A 17,058-nucleotide genomic window follows, 5' to 3' on the forward strand; every position below is an offset into this window, starting at 1 on the left:
ATTCTAAAATTCCTAGCAATTTTTTATTAGCTCTTTCATCTCTTTTACAGCTGTTTCTAAGCCTGTAATAGTAGAACGAGCGATAATGCTTTGACCGATATTTAGCTCGCAGATTTGAGGAATGCTAGCAATTAATGGCGTGTTTTGGTAGTTTAGTCCATGACCTGCGGCTACTTCTAGCCCTAGGCTTTTTGCGTAGATTGCGGCTGCTTTTATGCGCTCGCACTCTTTTTTTAGCATTTCTTTTAGCTTAGCCCTTGGCAGTTCTAGTGCTTTTATGCTATATTTACTTTGGCTTAGATTTGAGTTTAGCATGAGATAAAGATTTGCAAAAGCACCGGTGTGAAGCTCGATATACTCGCATTCTAGCTCTTTTGCTTTATTTATCGCTACTAAATCAGGCTCTATAAAAAGTGAAACTTCTATCTCAGACTTTTTTAGAGTTTCTACTGCTTTTTCTAGCCCTTTTGCGTCTGTATTTAGTCCGCCCTCAGTCGTAAGCTCCTCACGCTTTTCAGGCACTAGGGTAGCACGCTGTGGAGCGATATCTGCGATAATATTTATTATATCTTTATCTATGCTACACTCTATATTTAAAGGCACTTTACAAAGTGCTTTTATGCGCCTAGCATCATCATCGTCTATGTGGCGGCGGTCTTCTCGCAGATGAACGGTGATTTGATCACTTCCTGCTTTAATAGCTGCAAACATCGCTGCTATGATATCAGGGTCATTTACGCCCCTAGCTGCACGCAAAACGCAGATATGATCGATATTTACTCCAAGTTTCATGCACTTCCTTTTAGGTATTTGTCTTGTTCGGTAAAAAAAGGTTTTAGAGCCTCATAAGCAAAGCTGATTTCTTGAAATTTTGAGCGTAACTCTTGCTCATTGCCACTGGCGTGGTCTGGGTGATAGAGCTTGCTTAGGCGTAAATACTGCGCCCTAACGGTGTTAAAATCATCGCCCACCGAACACTCAAGCGTAGCAAAATGCTCTTCAAGCAAGCTTGCTAGTGCATTAAAGCGCATTTTGTAGCCTTTTGAGTTAAGCTTATATATCATTTCACAAAAGCTCTCATACTCGCCCCTATCAAACTCAAAGTTAATGATATAGCGCAAATGCTCTTTAAAAGCTAGCAAGTCTTGTAAGGCTTCAAGCTGCTTTGTATCTTGGATAATAAAGCGTGAGAAATGAGCTAAGTTTTCGTGTTTTGCGCCTAGCATTTTGATAAAGTATTTTTTTAGCACTTCATCGCAGTTTTTGGTATCAAAAATCACGGAGTTTCTATCAAAGCTAAGGTGGACGCTAACGATGATTTGAACCGAGTTTTTTCGCTCAAAAGCAAGCTTTACATTTGTCGCCCATGATGGATGAAGGTTGATTATTTCATCATTTAGGCGTGAGTTTATCTTGGCAATTAGCTTGAAAAGATACTTGCGCTGGACTAGTTCGTTTGGGCTGTAAAAGGCGATTATTTTGTTCTTTTGACCGATTGCTTGGCAAAAAGACGAGCGCATTTTACCCGCTATTCCCATAAAAATATCATCATCATCAGTTACCACGCTTACAAGAGAGGAGCTTTGAGATACATTAAATTGATGTTCTAAAGCATTTTGTGCTACTGACATTTTTCCTTCTTTCGCTAAAATTTTTGACTTTATAAGCAATTTTTATTCCTAAATTTTTCTAGCAAGAAGCGAGGGAATTCTAGAATTCCTTTGATAAATTTACGCAAAATTTACAGCCAAACACTATAATTAAAGCAATTTTCTAAGGAGTATTTATGAAGTTTTTAGCTTGGATTTGTGGTATTTTGCTAGTGCTAGTAGTAGCTTTATACTGCGTGTTTTTTAGCTCTTTTGGCAACTCAGTTTTAAAGCCTTTTGTAGAAAAAATCGCTAGCGAAAAAATCGGTATGGAATTTCGGCTTGAAAAGTTTGAGCTAGGATTTAGCAGTTTTGATATTTTGGCTATCATAAATGGCGAGCTTGGTGTTGAGAGCAAGGGTAAATATAGCCTTTTTTCATCGCAGTTTGATCTAAATTACAACACGCAAGCAAAAAGCTTTAATGGCATGCAAATTGATCTAAGCTTAAAAGGCGAAGCCCTTGGTAGCTTTGATAACTTTGTAGCAAATGGCTCAGGCTCGCTAGCTGGCTCAAGCATTCGCTTCGCAAGCCGCATAAAAGACTACGCGCCTTTGGAGCTAAAACTAGATGCTAAAGCGCTAGACCTAGCAGCACTTAGCATGATAGCCTTAAAAAAAGCCTATATCACAGGCAAACTAAGCGCAGTTGCCGATATAGCAGGACAAGAAGGCACAGCAAAGCTAAACTCAGCTAAAATCATCATCACAAAAGAAGCTCAAAATGACTTTGGCATTAGCTTACCGGCAAATTTTGCCCTAAGCCTAAATAGCGATATAAAACTTCTTGGCAAGCAAGTAGCAGCTACTACTAGGGTAAAATCAGCCCTAGCAAACCTAAGCGCAAAAAATACTAGCTATAACTTTGAAAATGGCGAGATAATAAGTGATTTTAATTTGGATATCGCAAATCTTGCCGCCCTAGAGCCTATCATAAAACAAAAGCTAAATGGAAGTATAAAAGTAGCTGGCAACACAAAAATCGCAAATGGCGCAATGGAGTTTTTAGACGCTAAAATAAACGGTCTTGGTGGAGAGATTTTAGCAAGTCTTAAAGACAATGAGCTAAACGCAAACATAAAAAATCTAAAACTAGCACAAGCCCTTAGTCTAGCAGGACTTGCGCCACTAGCAAATAGCGATATCAGCGGTACAGCAAAAATCACAAATCTAAACGATACTAAAAAAATAAAAGGTAGCGCAAATCTAACTCTAAGCAGCGGCGTGCTAAATCATAAGCAAATGAACGCTTTGCTAGGCTCTGATCTAAGTAGCGATGTAAGCTTTAATGCTCAAAACAAGCTAGAAATAACCTCTGGCGTGCTGAACTTTGATAGCGTGTTAAACTCGCCTGTGATAGAAAATCTAGGAGCAAAAGGCAGCTACACACTAGCTAATGGTGATGCAAAAATAAATCTAGCAGGCAAAATCGCAGACCTTGGCGCAATCTTTGGCTCTGGGGCAAAAAGTCCAGCTAATATAAAAGCAAATGTGGGGCTAAAAGCAGGCGAGTTAAGCGACGGGGATATTGATATAAAAGGCTTTGGCGGTCAAATCTTAGCTAAGGTAAAAGGCAAAGCTCTAAATGCTAACATAAAAAATATAAAAGCTGAACAAGTGCTTGCTATGACTACCTTTGGCGCGCTTTTTAATGGTGAGGTAAATGCTGAACTAAGCCTAGATGGACTAAATCTACAAAACCTAAATGGCAGAGGCGAGCTAAGCGTGAAAAACGGCGTATTCAACGCTGCTGCGATGTCAAAGCTACTTGAAACTGAATTCCCTGAAAATGTGAAATTCTCTCTAAACTTTAAGCCAACTTTTACAAACTCAGTGGCGTATTTTAGCTCAAACTTTGCTAGTGATATAGCAAATATTAGTAAATTTGATGGTAGCTATAATCTACAAAAAAATGCCCTAGATGCTGCTTATAGCGCAAATGTAAGCGATCTATCTAAGCTTAGCTTTTTAACCGGTTTGGCTTTATACACCCCGCTAAATGTAAGCGGCAAAATCGCTAGCACAAATCAGGCTATAAATGCTAGCGCAAATAGCAATATATTTGGCTCAAATACTGATATAACATTTAAATCAGGCGTGCTAAATGCGAATATGAAAAACGCAAAAATAGAGCAAATTCTAAAAGCCCTTGGCTACGAGCAGTTCTATATAGGCAGCACAAATATGACCTTTGATTACAACACAGCTAGCAAGCTTGGCGAGTTTAACGCAAATATACTAAACGCTCATCTAGCAAAAACAGGGCTAACGGAGCTAATCTCTAGCGTGCTTGGCGGCCGTGATATCACAACTGAGGTCTATGAAAACGGCGTGGTAAAAGGCACTATAAAAGGTGATATAATCACATTTGATGCAAATATGCACTCAAAACGCTCGGATATAAATGTAAAGCAAGCTAGCATAAATACAAAAAGCAAAGCTCTAAACATCCCAATAAGCGCAAACTATGAAAAAACCGATATTGGCATAGATATCACAGGCACAACTGAGGCGCCAAAATACGCTCTTAGCTCGCAGTATCTACAACAAAAAGCCGAACAAGGCGTAGAAAAGCTGATTGATAAAGCCTTTAAAGGCAATGATGAAAAGGCTGATAAGGCAAAAGATATTTTAAATAATTTGAAAAAATTGTTCTAAAATTCTTTAGGGAATTCTAGAATTCCTAGCCTAGGAATTCTAGATTTTTTCTTAGGAATTTTAGAATTCTTGGCTTAGAATTTTTAGATTTTTTTGGGAATTCTAGTTTAAGAATTCTAAATTAGGAATTCTAGAATTCTTGAATTCTTGGTTTAGGAATTCTAGAATTTTTAGCCTAGGAATTCTAGTTTAAGGAATTCTAGTTTTTTCTTGGGAATTCTAGAATTCTTAGCCTAGGAATTCTAGAATTCCTAGGGTTTTTCTTGGGGGTGTGGGGGTATTCTTTTGCTTAGTATTGCGATTTTTTTGCTTACGATTTTTGCTGTGATTTTCCGCCCTTTTAATCTTGGCATAGGCACTTGTGCTATTATCGGTGCTGTGCTTAGTCTAGTTTGTGGGACGGTTAGCTTTGGCGATACGCTAGAGGCTTTTAGCATAGTCTGGGATGCTAGTCTAGCATTTTTAGGCATTATTATTTTTTCTTTGGTGCTTGATGAGATAGGCTTTTTTGAGCATGCTGCGCTTAGGGCGGCTCTGGCTTGCGGTGGGGATTTAAAAAAGCTATTTTTTGCCCTTATGGTGCTTTGTGGCGTAGTTTCTGCGCTTTTTGCAAATGATGCGGCTGTGCTGATACTAGCACCTATTATTCTAGCGCAGACTAGGGCGCTAAACCTGCCGCCACGCTCAGCGCTTGCGCTTTTACTTGCTACTGGCTTTATGAGTGATAGCGCAAGCTTGCCTTTTGTGTTTTCAAACCTTACAAATATCATTTCAGCTGGCTTTTTTGGCATTTCGTTTTGGGGATATTTTAGCTCTATGTGGGCAGCGTTTTTGCTCTCTTTTGTGGCAAGCACTTTAATTTCATATATTATCTTGCGAAAAGATTTAAGCGCAAAGCTTGATATAAGTGTGCTTAGAAGTGAATTTAAAGTGGTAGCAAACAAGCAGCTTTTTATCTTTACTTGGATATTTTTTGCGCTTTTGCTCGTTGGATACGGTTTGGGCGATGCGTATGCTTTGCCATTTTGCGTTTTTGCGCTTGGTGGGGCGGTAGTTTTTATGGGCATTTGTGCTAGGCTTGGAGCGATTAGGGCTAGGGTGATTTTTACTCGCACGCCGTGGCAGATTTTGTGGTTTTCTCTGGGGCTTTATATAGTAGTTTGGGGGCTAAAAAATGCCCAGTATTCAGAGCTTTTAAGCAGTTTTTTACTCTTAGCAAAAGAAAGTGGCGAGTTAGCGCTGGTCCTTGCTAGTGGGCTTGCTAGCTCAGTTCTTAGCAGCCTTATGAATAACCTACCAGCTATGATGCTAATGGATATAAGCTTAGAGAGTGTGGGTAGTAATAAGGCTATATACGCAGCTATCATCGGCTGTAATGTAGGGGTGAAATTTACTCACTTTGGCTCGCTTGCGACCTTGCTGTGGCTGTATTTACTAAAAAGCAAAAACTGCGAGATTAGCATAAAAACTTATCTTATTTTTAGCTTTAAAATTACTTTGCCTGTGCTTTTTATCACGCTTTTTGGCGTGTATTTGTGGGCATAAAATGCGCTAAAAAAGTCAAATTTTAGCGATATTTTGGTATAATCAGCGAATTTTTAAGGTTTAATATATGAAAAAAGTAATTTTACTAGGTCGTCCAAATGTGGGTAAATCAAGCCTATTTAACCGCTTAGCAAGGGCTAGGATAGCCATAACTAGCGATGTGGCAGGTACCACAAGAGATGTGAATAAAACTGAAATTAACATTAATGATAGAGAGTGCTTGCTTATTGATAGTGGTGGACTTGATGAAAGTAGCAAGCTTTTTGCTGCGGTGCAAAAACGCAGCCTAGCAGAGGCAAATGAGGCTGATATAATCGTCTTTATGGTAGATGGCAAGCTGTATGCTGATGAGATTGACAAAAAGCTTTTTTATGCTATAAACCGCCTTGGCAAGCCTACTGCGCTTGTGGTAAATAAAGTAGATGGCAAGCGTGATGAAGAAAGAGCAAAGGATTTTATTAGCTTTGGGGCAAAAAAACTCTTTGAGATTTCTGTTTCGCATAATAGTGGCACAGATGAGCTTTGTGAGTGGATATACTCGCACCTTGAGCCTGCTAAGACTGGCATAGAAGATGATGAGAGCATAGAGGATTTTCTAGCTGATTTTGATGAGAGTTTACTAGAAAGTGATGAGAGCGATGAGGGTGGCGATAGCCTTAGGAATTCTAGATTTAAAAGCAATATTGACTACGAAAATAAAACTATAAAAGTTGGCATTATAGGCAGGGTAAATGTAGGCAAATCAAGCCTGCTAAATGCACTTGTAGGGCAAAACCGCTCAGTAGTAAGCGATATAGCAGGCACCACAATAGATCCAGTAAATGAAAAAATCAGCGTAAATGATGGCAATAAAGAGCGTGAGATAGAGTTTGTAGACACAGCTGGCATTCGCCGCCGTGGCAAGATAGAAGGCATAGAAAAATACGCACTAAACCGCACGCAAAAAATGCTAGAAAATGCTGATATTGCTGTGCTTGTCCTTGATAGCGCAGAGGGGATAAACGAGCTTGATGAGCGCATAGCTGGGCTTGCTAGTGAGTTTGAGTTAGGCGTGATAATCGTGCTAAATAAATGGGATTTAAAAGGTGGCGATGATAAAGAGTTTGATCGCATGAGCCGTGAGATTAGAGATAAATTTAAATTTTTAGCTTATGCGCCTATTATCTCACTCTCAGCTACTAGCAAAAAGCGTGTAGAAAAGCTAAAAGAGCTAATCTGCGCTGTGTATAAAAACTACACTATAAAGCTGCCTACTTCAAGGCTAAATGAAGTAATAGCTGCTGCTACAAAAGCCCATCCTATCCCAAGAGAACACGGCAGAGCGGTGCGTATATACTACGCTGCGCAGTTTGATACAGCAGCACCAAAAATCGCTCTTGTGATGAATAAGCCAAAATGCTTACATTTTAGCTATTTGCGCTACTTGCAAAATCAGCTTAGAGCTAGCTTTGAGCTAGGTGGGACGCCTGTCATTTTAGTGCCAAGGGGCAGAGGAAAATCAAAGGATGAAAATAATGAATAATATAGTTTTAATAGGCTTTATGGGTGTTGGCAAGGGGGCTGTGGCAAGGGAGCTAAGTAAGCTTAGTGGACGCTTTGCCATTGATGGCGATGATATGATTGAGAGCCTTTTTAACAAAAAAATCTCAAAAATCTTTGAAGATGAGGGCGAAGAGGCATTTAGGGATGCCGAGAAAAATCTAGCAAAGTTTTTAGAGCATAATGTAAAAGGTGCTATTATTAGCACTGGTGGGGGCTTTTATAGACAAAGAAATCTTAAAAAAATCGGCACTATAATATACCTAAAATCTAGCTTTGCTAAAATCATGGAAAGACTACAATCTGCGCCAAATAGTGCTAAAAAACTAGCCAAAAGACCACTGCTAAAAGACCTTGAAAAAGCTAAAAAACTACATAAAGAAAGAAATAGTGCTTATGCTAGAAAGGCTGATATAATCATTATAGCTGAAGATAAAAGCCCTAAAAAAATAGCAAAAGAGATTTTAAAAGCATTAAAGGGACAAAAATGAGAATACTAACAGGACTTCAGCCTAGCGGAAAATTACATTTAGGCAATTATTTTGCTAGCATCAAGCCTATGGTGGAGCTTCAAAACGCTGGGCAAAATGAGATGTTTATTTTCATCGCTAACTACCACGCAATGAGTAGCGCAAATAAAGGCGCAGAGCTTCAAAACTCTACCTTTGAAGCAGCTTGCGCTTTTTTGGCTCTTGGCATTGATCCAGCAAAATGCGTTTTTTGGGTTCAAAGCGATGTAAAAGAGGTTTTAGAGCTTTACTGGATACTTAGTGGGATCACGCCTATGGGGCTATTAGAGCGTGCGCATGCGTATAAAGACAAGGTAGCAAAGGGCATTGAAGCAAATCACGCACTTTTTAGCTATCCAGTTCTCATGGCAGCTGATATCTTGCTATATGATGCAAAGCTCATACCTGTGGGCAAAGATCAAATTCAGCATGTAGAAATCGCGCGTGATTTGGCGCTTAAATTTAACAATAACTTTGGCGAAATTCTAACTCTGCCTGAGGCAAAAATCGCTGAAAATGTAGCCGTAGTGCCAGGTACAGATGGGGCAAAAATGAGTAAGAGCTATAAAAATACCATTGATATTTTTAGCACTGATAAGCAGCTAAAAAAGCAATGTAACTTGGTTGTGACTGATAGTACGCCATTAGAGGCGCCAAAAAAATGGCAAGATTGTAATATTTTTAATATAGCAAAGCTGTTTTTAGATGAGAGTGGGCAAGCAGAGCTAAAAGCACGCTATGAGCGTGGTGGTGAGGGCTATGGGCATTTTAAGGCTTATTTAAATGAGCTGGTTTTGGACTATTTTGGAGGGGCGCGCAGCAAATACGAGTATTTCATCACTCATAAAAGCGAGGTGCGAGATATTTTAGATATTGGCGCAAAAAAAGCTAGTGAGCTAGCAAATGCTAAAATGGCAAAGATTAGAGACTTAGCTGGCGTGTTCTAGGAATTCTAGAATTCTTATTAAAAATAAGCTAGGGAATTTTGGAATTCTTATTAAAAATAAACTAGGGAATTCTAGAATTTCTACTAAAATTAAGGATCAAAAATGATAAATTTAAAACTGATTGAGACAAACTTTGATGAGTTTAATAGCAAACTAAAAGCTAAAAAAGTAGGCGAGGATGTGCTAAAAAATCTGCTTGAAGCCTACAAAGAAAATAAAAAAATCAAGCTAGAAATTGAAAGCCTTCAAAGTGAGCAAAACGCAAAAAGCAAAAAAATGGGCGAGTTTATGAAAAATGGCGATAAAGAAAGCGCAAACGCCTTAAAAACCGAGCTTGATAGCAAAAAGGCTCAAATTGCTACTTTAAATGAGAGCCTAAATGAAAGCGAAGAAAAGCTAAGCTTAGTTGCCGCTGCCGTGCCAAATATCATCGATGATGATGTGCCACTTGGTGCGGATGAAGATGAAAATGTGGAGCTTAAAAAAGTTTTAGAGCCACCTCGCTTTGATTTTAAGCCCTTAGAGCATTGGCAATTAGCTGAAAAAAACGGCTGGATAGACTTTGCCACCGGCGCAAAGCTTGCTGGTTCTCGCTTTTCTGTGCTAAGAGGGCAGGGCGCAAAACTAGCAAGGGCTCTTGTTAATTACATGATTGATTTTAATTCTAGCCGTGGTTTTGAGCTTGTTAATGTGCCGTTTCTCGTTAGCTCTAATACGCTTTTTGGCACAGGACAGCTACCAAAGTTTGCTGATGATTTATACAAAATAGATGATGAGGATCTATACCTGATCCCTACAAGCGAAGTGCCTGTAACAAATCTATATAATGATGAAATAATCGCAGAAAATGAATTGCCTATTAAAATGACTTGCTACTCAGCGTGTTTTCGCAAAGAAGCAGGCTCTGCTGGTAAGGATACTAGGGGCATGATCCGTCAGCATCAGTTTGAAAAAGTAGAGCTTGTATGTATCACAAAGCCTGAGCAAAGTGATAAAGTCTTTGATGAGATGGTAGCTTGTGCTAGTGATTTGCTAAGCTCTTTGGGCTTAGCTCATCGCCACATGCTGCTTTGTAGCGGCGACCTTGGATTTAGCGCAGCAAAGACCATAGATCTTGAGGTCTGGCTAGCTGGACAAGATAAATATAGAGAAATTAGCTCAGTCTCAAACACACGCGATTTTCAAGCTCGCAGGGCAAAAATCCGCTTCAAAGATGGCAAGAAAAACACACTATGCCACACGCTAAATGGATCAAGCCTAGCTGTGGGCAGAACGCTAATAGCAATAATGGAAAACTATCAGCAAAAAGATGGAAGTATAAAAATCCCAGCCGTGCTAGAAAAATATATCTAAAGAGCATAAATGGCAGCAGATAATGAAATAGTCATACTTGATGACGATCAAAAAGAAAAAAAAGATCAAAACAGCCAAAATACACAAAATGAGTTTGGACAAGATGATTTTGTCTTGCTTGAAGAACTAGCCGTTGCGCCAGCTGGTTCTAGCCAAGATGCAGAAGACGAAGAAGAAGGTGAGCAAAAAGGCAAAAAAAAGCTAAATAAAAAAATGCTAATCATCATAGCTGCTGGCGGTGGTGTGATACTCCTTTTGCTAATTGTGCTAATAACCCTGCTGCTTAGCAGAGGTAGCAAAAAAGAACCAGCCCCAGTCCCAGAAGTGCCAGTAACTACCATGCCTAGACAAGAGCCGCAAAACTACTATGAGATAAATAAAGGTCGCATAGAAGAAATGATAGCAAAAGCAAATGTCCTATATGACAGCGGTAACCGCATAGAAGCCCTTAAAATATATGAAAATGTAGCAATATATAATGAAAGCCTTTCATATTATAATCTTGGTGTATCGCAAATGAATCAAGAGAAGTTTGATGAGGCGCTTGAGAACTTTAAAAAAGCTATATCAAATCAAGAACACACCGATGTCTCAGCACTAAATGCAGCAGTTTGCGCACTTCATCTTAATAACACAGAGTTATTTCGCTACTATATAGACCTTGCTAGGGCTTTTCTTACACCAAATTCCAGTGCGTATATCTACTATAGTGCACTTGTAAATTACTACAAAGGCTATTATATAGAGGCTTATCACATATTAAATAGTATTAAAGATGGCTTTTATGCAAATAACGCAAACTATCTAAAATCTAAAATTCTAAGCCTAATTCGCCGTGATAAAGATGCAATTGCAGCCCTTGATGATTTAAGGGGGTATAATACAAACTTACCCATGGGCTTACTTCACGCAAGACTTGGTAATTACGATGATGCTCTTTATTATCTAAATAGAGTAGATCCACTAGCTTCAAACATTGATCTAGCAAAGCTTGCTCGCTCTCTTGTGCAGCTTAAAATCGGCACTTACTTGACAGCAGCTGAAGTAATAGGCGAAATTCACGAGCGCAACGCCACTTTTGTAGCTAGTACTTATCCTATAAAAGCTGGGCTAAAAGATGATTATTTTAACATAAACGCAGCACAAAAAAACTTTGATGAAAAGCTGTTTTTTCATAAAAATAGCGCCTTTTCAATGCTATTTTATTACACACCTTATAAGGTCTTTGATGCTAAGCAAACTATTGATTATATAGCAAAAGGTGGAGTTAGTGCCTTTGTATCTCAGGGCGTGGATGCTGATGAGTATTTGCGCACCTCTGGTATCATAAGCCGTGTAAACGCAAGCCTGTCAAAAACCATAGAAAAAGCTATAAATAGCGAGCTTAGAGTGGCAAATAAAGAGTTTTTGGCTCTAGTTTCAGAGTATCCTGGGCATGCGATTTTGCAGTATGATTTGGCACTTAGCTACGCTCAGCTAGGCGACTATGCAAATGCTTATAAACACTTTGTCATAAGCTACCACCTAAATCCAAAAAATCACCTTGCTGGCGTGTATGCTGTGCTTTGTGCGCAGGTGGCTGGGCGTGATTATCGTCAGCTTTACGCAGAGGTTAGCGAGAATATTACAAATGATGAAACTCTAGGCGATGCGAACTTTTATAATACCTTGCTATTATATTTGCGTGATAACTCAGGTGCTCTAACGCGCTGGCTAGATGAGGGCAAAGACGAAGGTGATACGCTAAAAATGGTATTTAGCTACATTTCTGCTATGATACTAAACCGTAAAAATGATGCTAAAATCTACTCTAATTCCTTGCTAGGCAAATTGCCAAATGATATTCTTACAAATATCTTACATTTTTTGGCTCACAATGAAAGGGAGGATATCAAAGAATACGCAAAAAACATTCAAATTCGCTTTTTGGGTGCAAACTTTGATCTAAATACGCTCTATGGTGGCTCAAATATAGTAAAAGAACAGTTTGTAAAACTGCTTCAAATCTCAGGTCTAAGCGATGTTTGGCGGGGTATCATAATAAGCGACCTTAAAAAAGAAAAAAATAGAGCAGATGAGATTCGCCACGCACTTGCATATATTGATCTTTTTACAAATCGCCATGATGAGGCCTTTGAGATATACAACTACCTTGTACATACCAAAAAAGAACAAGACGCTTATACGCTATTTTTAGCAGCAGTAGCTAGCATAGGCTCAAACCGCCCGCAAAACGCCGTAGCTTACCTAGAACTTGCCAAGCTTACAAACCCAACTGACCCTGGAAATAAAATCGCTCTAGGCTTTTTATACCACGAACTAGGCAATATCCCAGCAGCTGTGGCACAGTATATCAGCGTGGGAAATACTGATTATAAATCTAGATTTTTCACCTTTCATTTGGCTAATTAAGAATTCTAGAATTCCCACATTAAATTTAATCTAGAATTCCCTAGGAATTCTAGAATTTTCAAACTAGAAATACCAAACTAGCTAAAACACATTTTTTCTCTCTTTTGCTTTTTGCTAGTTTTGGGCTGCTAATAGCTGGTGCCTCCTGCGCTGCTTTTAGTAAAGAGTTCTTGTTTATTCGCTTAGTATATCGTAGTTTGCTGGGATTTGCGGCTCTAAAAGTTTTTCATCAATTGGCTGATTTTTCTTAGCATTTTTGAGTAAAATTGTAACATTATTGCCAAGTTTATCAGTGTAGTTTATCTGTGCTGGGACGCCACTTCGCACCCTTAGAGTGTAGTGGACGCCGTCTATATCACACTCAAAGCGGTCTTTGTTTGTTTCAGTAGCGTTTTTTAGGATTTGACGCAAATCTGGGGTGTCTTTGATATCTGTGATTATTGCCTGCTCTAAGCTTGGCTCTATTATGGTTATGCGACCGATATTAAAATAAATTAGCTTCTCAACTGGCTTTTTGTAGTGCCAAAATGCGCCGTATTTGCTGTTTGCTACTAATTTGCCTGTGTAGGTGATGGTCTTATTTTTGCTTCTTACGCTTTGGCTAAACTCACTTGTAAGTGTATCAAACTCAAGGCTGTTTGCCCACACAAAGCACGAAATAATCATCAAAACTAGAATTCTCATCATAAAATCCACAAAAAATTTTGCTCTTATTATACTATAATGTATGTTAAAATAAGAATTCTTAGCAAAATTTAAAAAAATTTTAGGTAAAATCGCTACTTCTTAACACATTTTTAAGGATACGAAATGCTAAAAGCCCTAGCAAAAATTTTTGGAACCAAAAACGATAAACAAGTAAAAAAATACCGCAAGCAAGCAGGCGCAATCAATTTGCTAGAAGATAAATACGCAAGTCTTACTGATAGCGACTTGCAGGCAGCTTTTGATGTGATTCGCGCGGCCGTTAGAAGCGAAGAGCTGAGCCTAAAAGATGCTTTAAATGATGTTTTTGCCATAGTTAGAGAGACTAGCAAGCGTGTGCTAAACATGCGACATTTTGATGTGCAGCTAATAGGCGGCATGGTGCTAAATGATGGCAAAATCGCTGAGATGAAAACAGGCGAGGGAAAAACACTAGTTGCTACTTTGCCAGTGGTGCTAAATGCTCTTAGTGGCAAAGGCGTGCATGTAGTTACTGTAAATGACTATCTAGCAAAGCGAGATGCTGAGCAAATGGGGAAGATTTATAACTTTCTTGGTCTTAGCGTAGGCGTAGTGCTAAGTAGCGAACGCGATGATGCTAAGCGCAAAGAAGCTTATGCTTGCGATATTACTTATGGCACAAACAACGAGTTTGGCTTTGATTATTTGCGTGATAATATGTGCTTTGATATAGCCAGCAAGGTTCAAAGAGGGCATAATTTTGCTATCGTGGATGAAGTTGATAGTATCCTTATAGACGAGGCTAGGACACCACTTATTATCTCAGGTCCTACAAACCGCACGCTAGATGGCTATATAAAGGCAAATGAAGTAGCCAAGGCTCTAACTCGTGGGCAAATGCCAGAAAAATCGCTTGCTGACCCACACGCAAAGCCAACTGGGGATTTTGTAGTAGATGAGAAAAACCGCAATATCATGATAACAGAAGCTGGTATAGAAAAAGCAGAAAAACTCTTTGGCGTAGATAATCTCTATAGCCTAGAAAACGCAGCTCTAAGCCACTACCTAGACCAAGCTCTAAAAGCGCATAATCTTTTTGAAAAAGATGTTCAATATGTAGTGCGTGATGAACAAATTATCATCGTTGATGAGTTTACCGGTCGTCTTAGCGAGGGAAGACGATTTAGCGAGGGCTTACACCAAGCCCTAGAAGCCAAAGAAGGCGTAAAAATTCAAGAAGAGAGCCAAACTCTAGCTGATATTACCTTTCAAAATTACTTTAGATTATACGAAAAATTAGCTGGTATGACAGGAACAGCGCAGACTGAGGCCACTGAGTTTAGCCAAATCTACAAACTAGATGTAATCTCAATCCCAACAAATCTACCTATACGCAGAATCGATAAAAACGATGTTATCTTCAAAAGTGAAAAAGAGAAATTCACAGCTGTAATTAACGAAATAAAAGCCGCAAACCAAAAAGGCCAACCAGTGCTAGTAGGAACTGCTAGTATAGAAAAAAGCGAAGCCCTACACGCTCTACTAGTAAAAGAAAAAATCCCTCACTCAGTGCTAAATGCCAAAAACCACGAAAAAGAAGCCCAGATTATAGAAGGTGCTGGCGCAAAAGGTGCTGTAACCATAGCTACAAACATGGCTGGTCGTGGTGTGGATATCCGCATAGATGATGAAGTGCGAGAACTAGGCGGGCTTTATATCATAGGCACAGAAAGACACGAGAGCCGCCGCATAGACAACCAGCTTCGTGGCCGCTCAGGTCGTCAAGGTGATCCGGGAATTTCACGCTTTTTTCTAAGCTTAGAGGATAATCTACTTCGCATTTTTGGCGCAGGTAAGATCAAAACCATAATGGAAAAACTAGGCATAGAAGAGGGCGAGAGTATAGAAAGCGGCCTTGTAACACGCGCTGTAGCAAACGCTCAAAAAAAGGTAGAGAGCCTACACTTTGAAGCTAGAAAGCATATCCTAGAATACGATGATGTAGCAAATGAACAAAGAAAAACCATCTACAAATATAGAAATGAGCTGCTAGACCCAGCCACTGATATAAGCGAAAAAATCAGCTCAAACCGCAAAGACTGGGTAGCTGATATGGTGATCACAGCTGGCGTAATGGCTGGGGATTTGCCTGAAAACATCGACACTAGTGCTATTTGTAATATAGTTTTAGAGCAAAGCGGAGTTAGCATAGAGCCAAGCACACTGGCAAACTTGGGCTTTAATGAGATTTGTGGTGAAATAGAAAAGGCTATAGAAAATGACTACAAAGAGCGAATGAGCGTAATTAACGATGAAGAGCGAAAAGGCATAGAAAAAATGCTGTATTTGCAAATCGTAGACCGTGCGTGGAGAGAGCATCTATACCAAATGGATACGCTAAAAGCAGGAATTGGCCTAAGAGGCTACAATCACCGCGACCCTCTAACTGAGTATAAAAAAGAAAGCTATAATCTTTTCATAGAGCTAGTAAAAAGCCTAAAAATAAGCTCAGTTCGCACTCTAAGCCACATACGCTTTGAGAGTGAAGATAGCGAGCAAAGCAAGCAAAAAGTCCTGCCAAATAATAAACCTAGTCGCAATGACCCTTGTCCTTGCAGCTCGGGCAAAAAGTATAAAGACTGCTGCGGCAAATCTGGGCCAAAAATCTAAGTAAATGAGTTAATAAATGAGCGAGAACCCAGCGTTTTTAAAAGAGCAGATTATTACTTATCTTGGCAATAAACGCTCTTTGCTAGGGCTTATTGATGAGGCTATTAGCGATATCAAGGCTGATATGAAGCATGATAAAATAAGCTTTGCTGATGTATTCTCAGGCTCAGGCGTGGTATCAAGACTAGCCAAAAAACACGCAAAAATGATTTTTGCAAACGACTTGGAGAGCTACTCACGCATTATAAATGAGTGTTATCTCAGCAACTTTACTAGAGAGTTAGAGCTAGGAATTCTAGAATTCCATAACACTCTAAGCAAAATAAATGAGCTAAAAGCCGGTTTTATTACAGAGCTTTACGCCCCAAAAGACGATGAGAATATAAAAAGAGCAGAGCGTGTGTTTTTTACTAGAAAAAACGCTATGTTTATTGATACTATGCGAGATGAGATTAGCAAATTACCTAGAGTTTTTCAAAAGTTTTTCATCGCTCCGCTAATTTATGAAGCTAGCGTTCATAACAACACAGGCGGCGTCTTTAAAGGATTTTATAAAGGCAAAAATGGTATTGGTAAGTTTGGCGGAGAAAAGGCTAATGCGCTTGGTCGTATAAAAGGTGAAATCAGGCTAAAAATGCCTGTTTTTTCAAACTTTTCTTGTGATTTTGCTGTGAGCCAAAAGGAAGCCGCAGACTTTGCTAAGGACTGCGAAAGAGTGGATATTGCGTATTTTGACCCACCTTATAATGAACACCCTTATGGCTCAAATTATTTTATGTTAAATTTGATTGCGCAGTATAAAAAGCCAAAAGATATTAGCGAAGTTAGCGGAATTCCAAAAGAGTGGAACAAAAGCGTATATAACAAAAAAGCAAAGGCAAAAGAGAGTTTTTTTGAGCTTTTAGCTAGTTTTAAAGCAAAGTATTTGCTGATTTCTTTTAATAATGAGGGCTATATTTCTAGGGCTGATTTTGAGGTCTTTGGCGCAAAAATCGGTAAGCTAAATGTAATAGAGCAAAAATACAACGCTTACCGCGCTAGCCGCAACCTTGGTGCTCGCAGTATTCATACGACTGAGTATTTGTATATAATCAAAAAATCTTAAAGGCAA

The 17,058-nt window shown here is 39.2% G+C and carries 12 protein-coding genes; 9 read left to right on the forward strand and 3 right to left on the reverse strand.

From position 1 onward, the window contains the following. Positions 1–12 precede the first annotated feature (12 nt). Both PTQ34_RS00730 and PTQ34_RS00735 read right to left on the reverse strand, forming a co-directional pair. Complete coding sequence (locus tag PTQ34_RS00730; RefSeq protein WP_273931556.1) at positions 13–792, reverse strand: pyridoxine 5'-phosphate synthase; 780 nt, start codon at positions 790–792, stop codon at positions 13–15. Continuing rightward, positions 789–1,631, reverse strand: a complete 843-nt coding sequence (locus tag PTQ34_RS00735) for a J domain-containing protein (RefSeq protein ID WP_273931557.1) — start codon at positions 1,629–1,631, stop codon at positions 789–791. Before PTQ34_RS00735 ends, PTQ34_RS00730 begins: the two co-directional genes overlap by 4 nt. Before the next feature lie 155 nt (positions 1,632–1,786). On the opposite strand from PTQ34_RS00735, the gene PTQ34_RS00740 reads away from it, so the two are divergent. From PTQ34_RS00740 to PTQ34_RS00770, 7 genes are all read left to right on the forward strand, one after another. Next, a complete protein-coding gene (locus tag PTQ34_RS00740; protein WP_273931558.1) occupies positions 1,787–4,306 on the forward strand; it encodes an AsmA family protein in 2,520 nt (839 codons plus the stop codon). 285 nt (positions 4,307–4,591) lie between these two features. Next, complete coding sequence (locus PTQ34_RS00745; RefSeq protein WP_273931559.1) at positions 4,592–5,851, forward strand: ArsB/NhaD family transporter; 1,260 nt, start codon at positions 4,592–4,594, stop codon at positions 5,849–5,851. Positions 5,852–5,918: 67 nt separating this feature from the next. Then, on the forward strand, positions 5,919–7,373 hold the full coding sequence (gene der / locus PTQ34_RS00750; RefSeq protein WP_273931560.1) for a ribosome biogenesis GTPase Der: 1,455 nt from the start codon (positions 5,919–5,921) through the stop codon (positions 7,371–7,373). Then, positions 7,357–7,881 carry a shikimate kinase gene (locus PTQ34_RS00755; RefSeq protein WP_273931561.1) on the forward strand — a complete coding sequence of 175 codons (525 nt, stop codon included), beginning with the start codon at positions 7,357–7,359 and terminating at the stop codon, positions 7,879–7,881. The genes der and PTQ34_RS00755 overlap by 17 nt, the downstream gene beginning before the upstream one ends. Further along, positions 7,878–8,846, forward strand: a complete 969-nt coding sequence (trpS, locus tag PTQ34_RS00760) for a tryptophan--tRNA ligase (protein ID WP_273931562.1) — start codon at positions 7,878–7,880, stop codon at positions 8,844–8,846. The genes PTQ34_RS00755 and trpS overlap by 4 nt, the downstream gene beginning before the upstream one ends. 102 nt (positions 8,847–8,948) lie before the next feature. Further along, positions 8,949–10,199 carry a serine--tRNA ligase gene (gene serS, locus PTQ34_RS00765; protein ID WP_273931563.1) on the forward strand — a complete coding sequence of 417 codons (1,251 nt, stop codon included), beginning with the start codon at positions 8,949–8,951 and terminating at the stop codon, positions 10,197–10,199. A gap of 9 nt (positions 10,200–10,208) precedes the next feature. Further along, on the forward strand, positions 10,209–12,611 hold the full coding sequence (locus PTQ34_RS00770; RefSeq protein ID WP_273931564.1) for a tetratricopeptide repeat protein: 2,403 nt from the start codon (positions 10,209–10,211) through the stop codon (positions 12,609–12,611). Between the two features lie 174 nt (positions 12,612–12,785). Here PTQ34_RS00770 and lolA read toward each other — a convergent pair whose 3' ends face one another. Continuing rightward, a complete protein-coding gene (gene lolA / locus PTQ34_RS00775) occupies positions 12,786–13,298 on the reverse strand; it encodes a LolA-like outer membrane lipoprotein chaperone (protein WP_273931867.1) in 513 nt (170 codons plus the stop codon). 123 nt (positions 13,299–13,421) lie between these two features. On the opposite strand from lolA, the gene secA reads away from it, so the two are divergent. Together secA and PTQ34_RS00785 are read left to right on the forward strand one after the other, a co-directional pair. After that, positions 13,422–15,947, forward strand: a complete 2,526-nt coding sequence (secA, locus tag PTQ34_RS00780; RefSeq protein WP_273931565.1) for a preprotein translocase subunit SecA — start codon at positions 13,422–13,424, stop codon at positions 15,945–15,947. Positions 15,948–15,963: 16 nt separating this feature from the next. After that, positions 15,964–17,052, forward strand: coding sequence for a DNA adenine methylase (locus PTQ34_RS00785; protein WP_273931566.1), 1,089 nt, complete (start codon positions 15,964–15,966; stop codon positions 17,050–17,052). The last annotated feature ends 6 nt before the right edge of the window (positions 17,053–17,058 follow it).

It is taken from the genome of Campylobacter magnus, assembly GCF_028649595.1.
GTDB lineage: Bacteria > Campylobacterota > Campylobacteria > Campylobacterales > Campylobacteraceae > Campylobacter > Campylobacter magnus.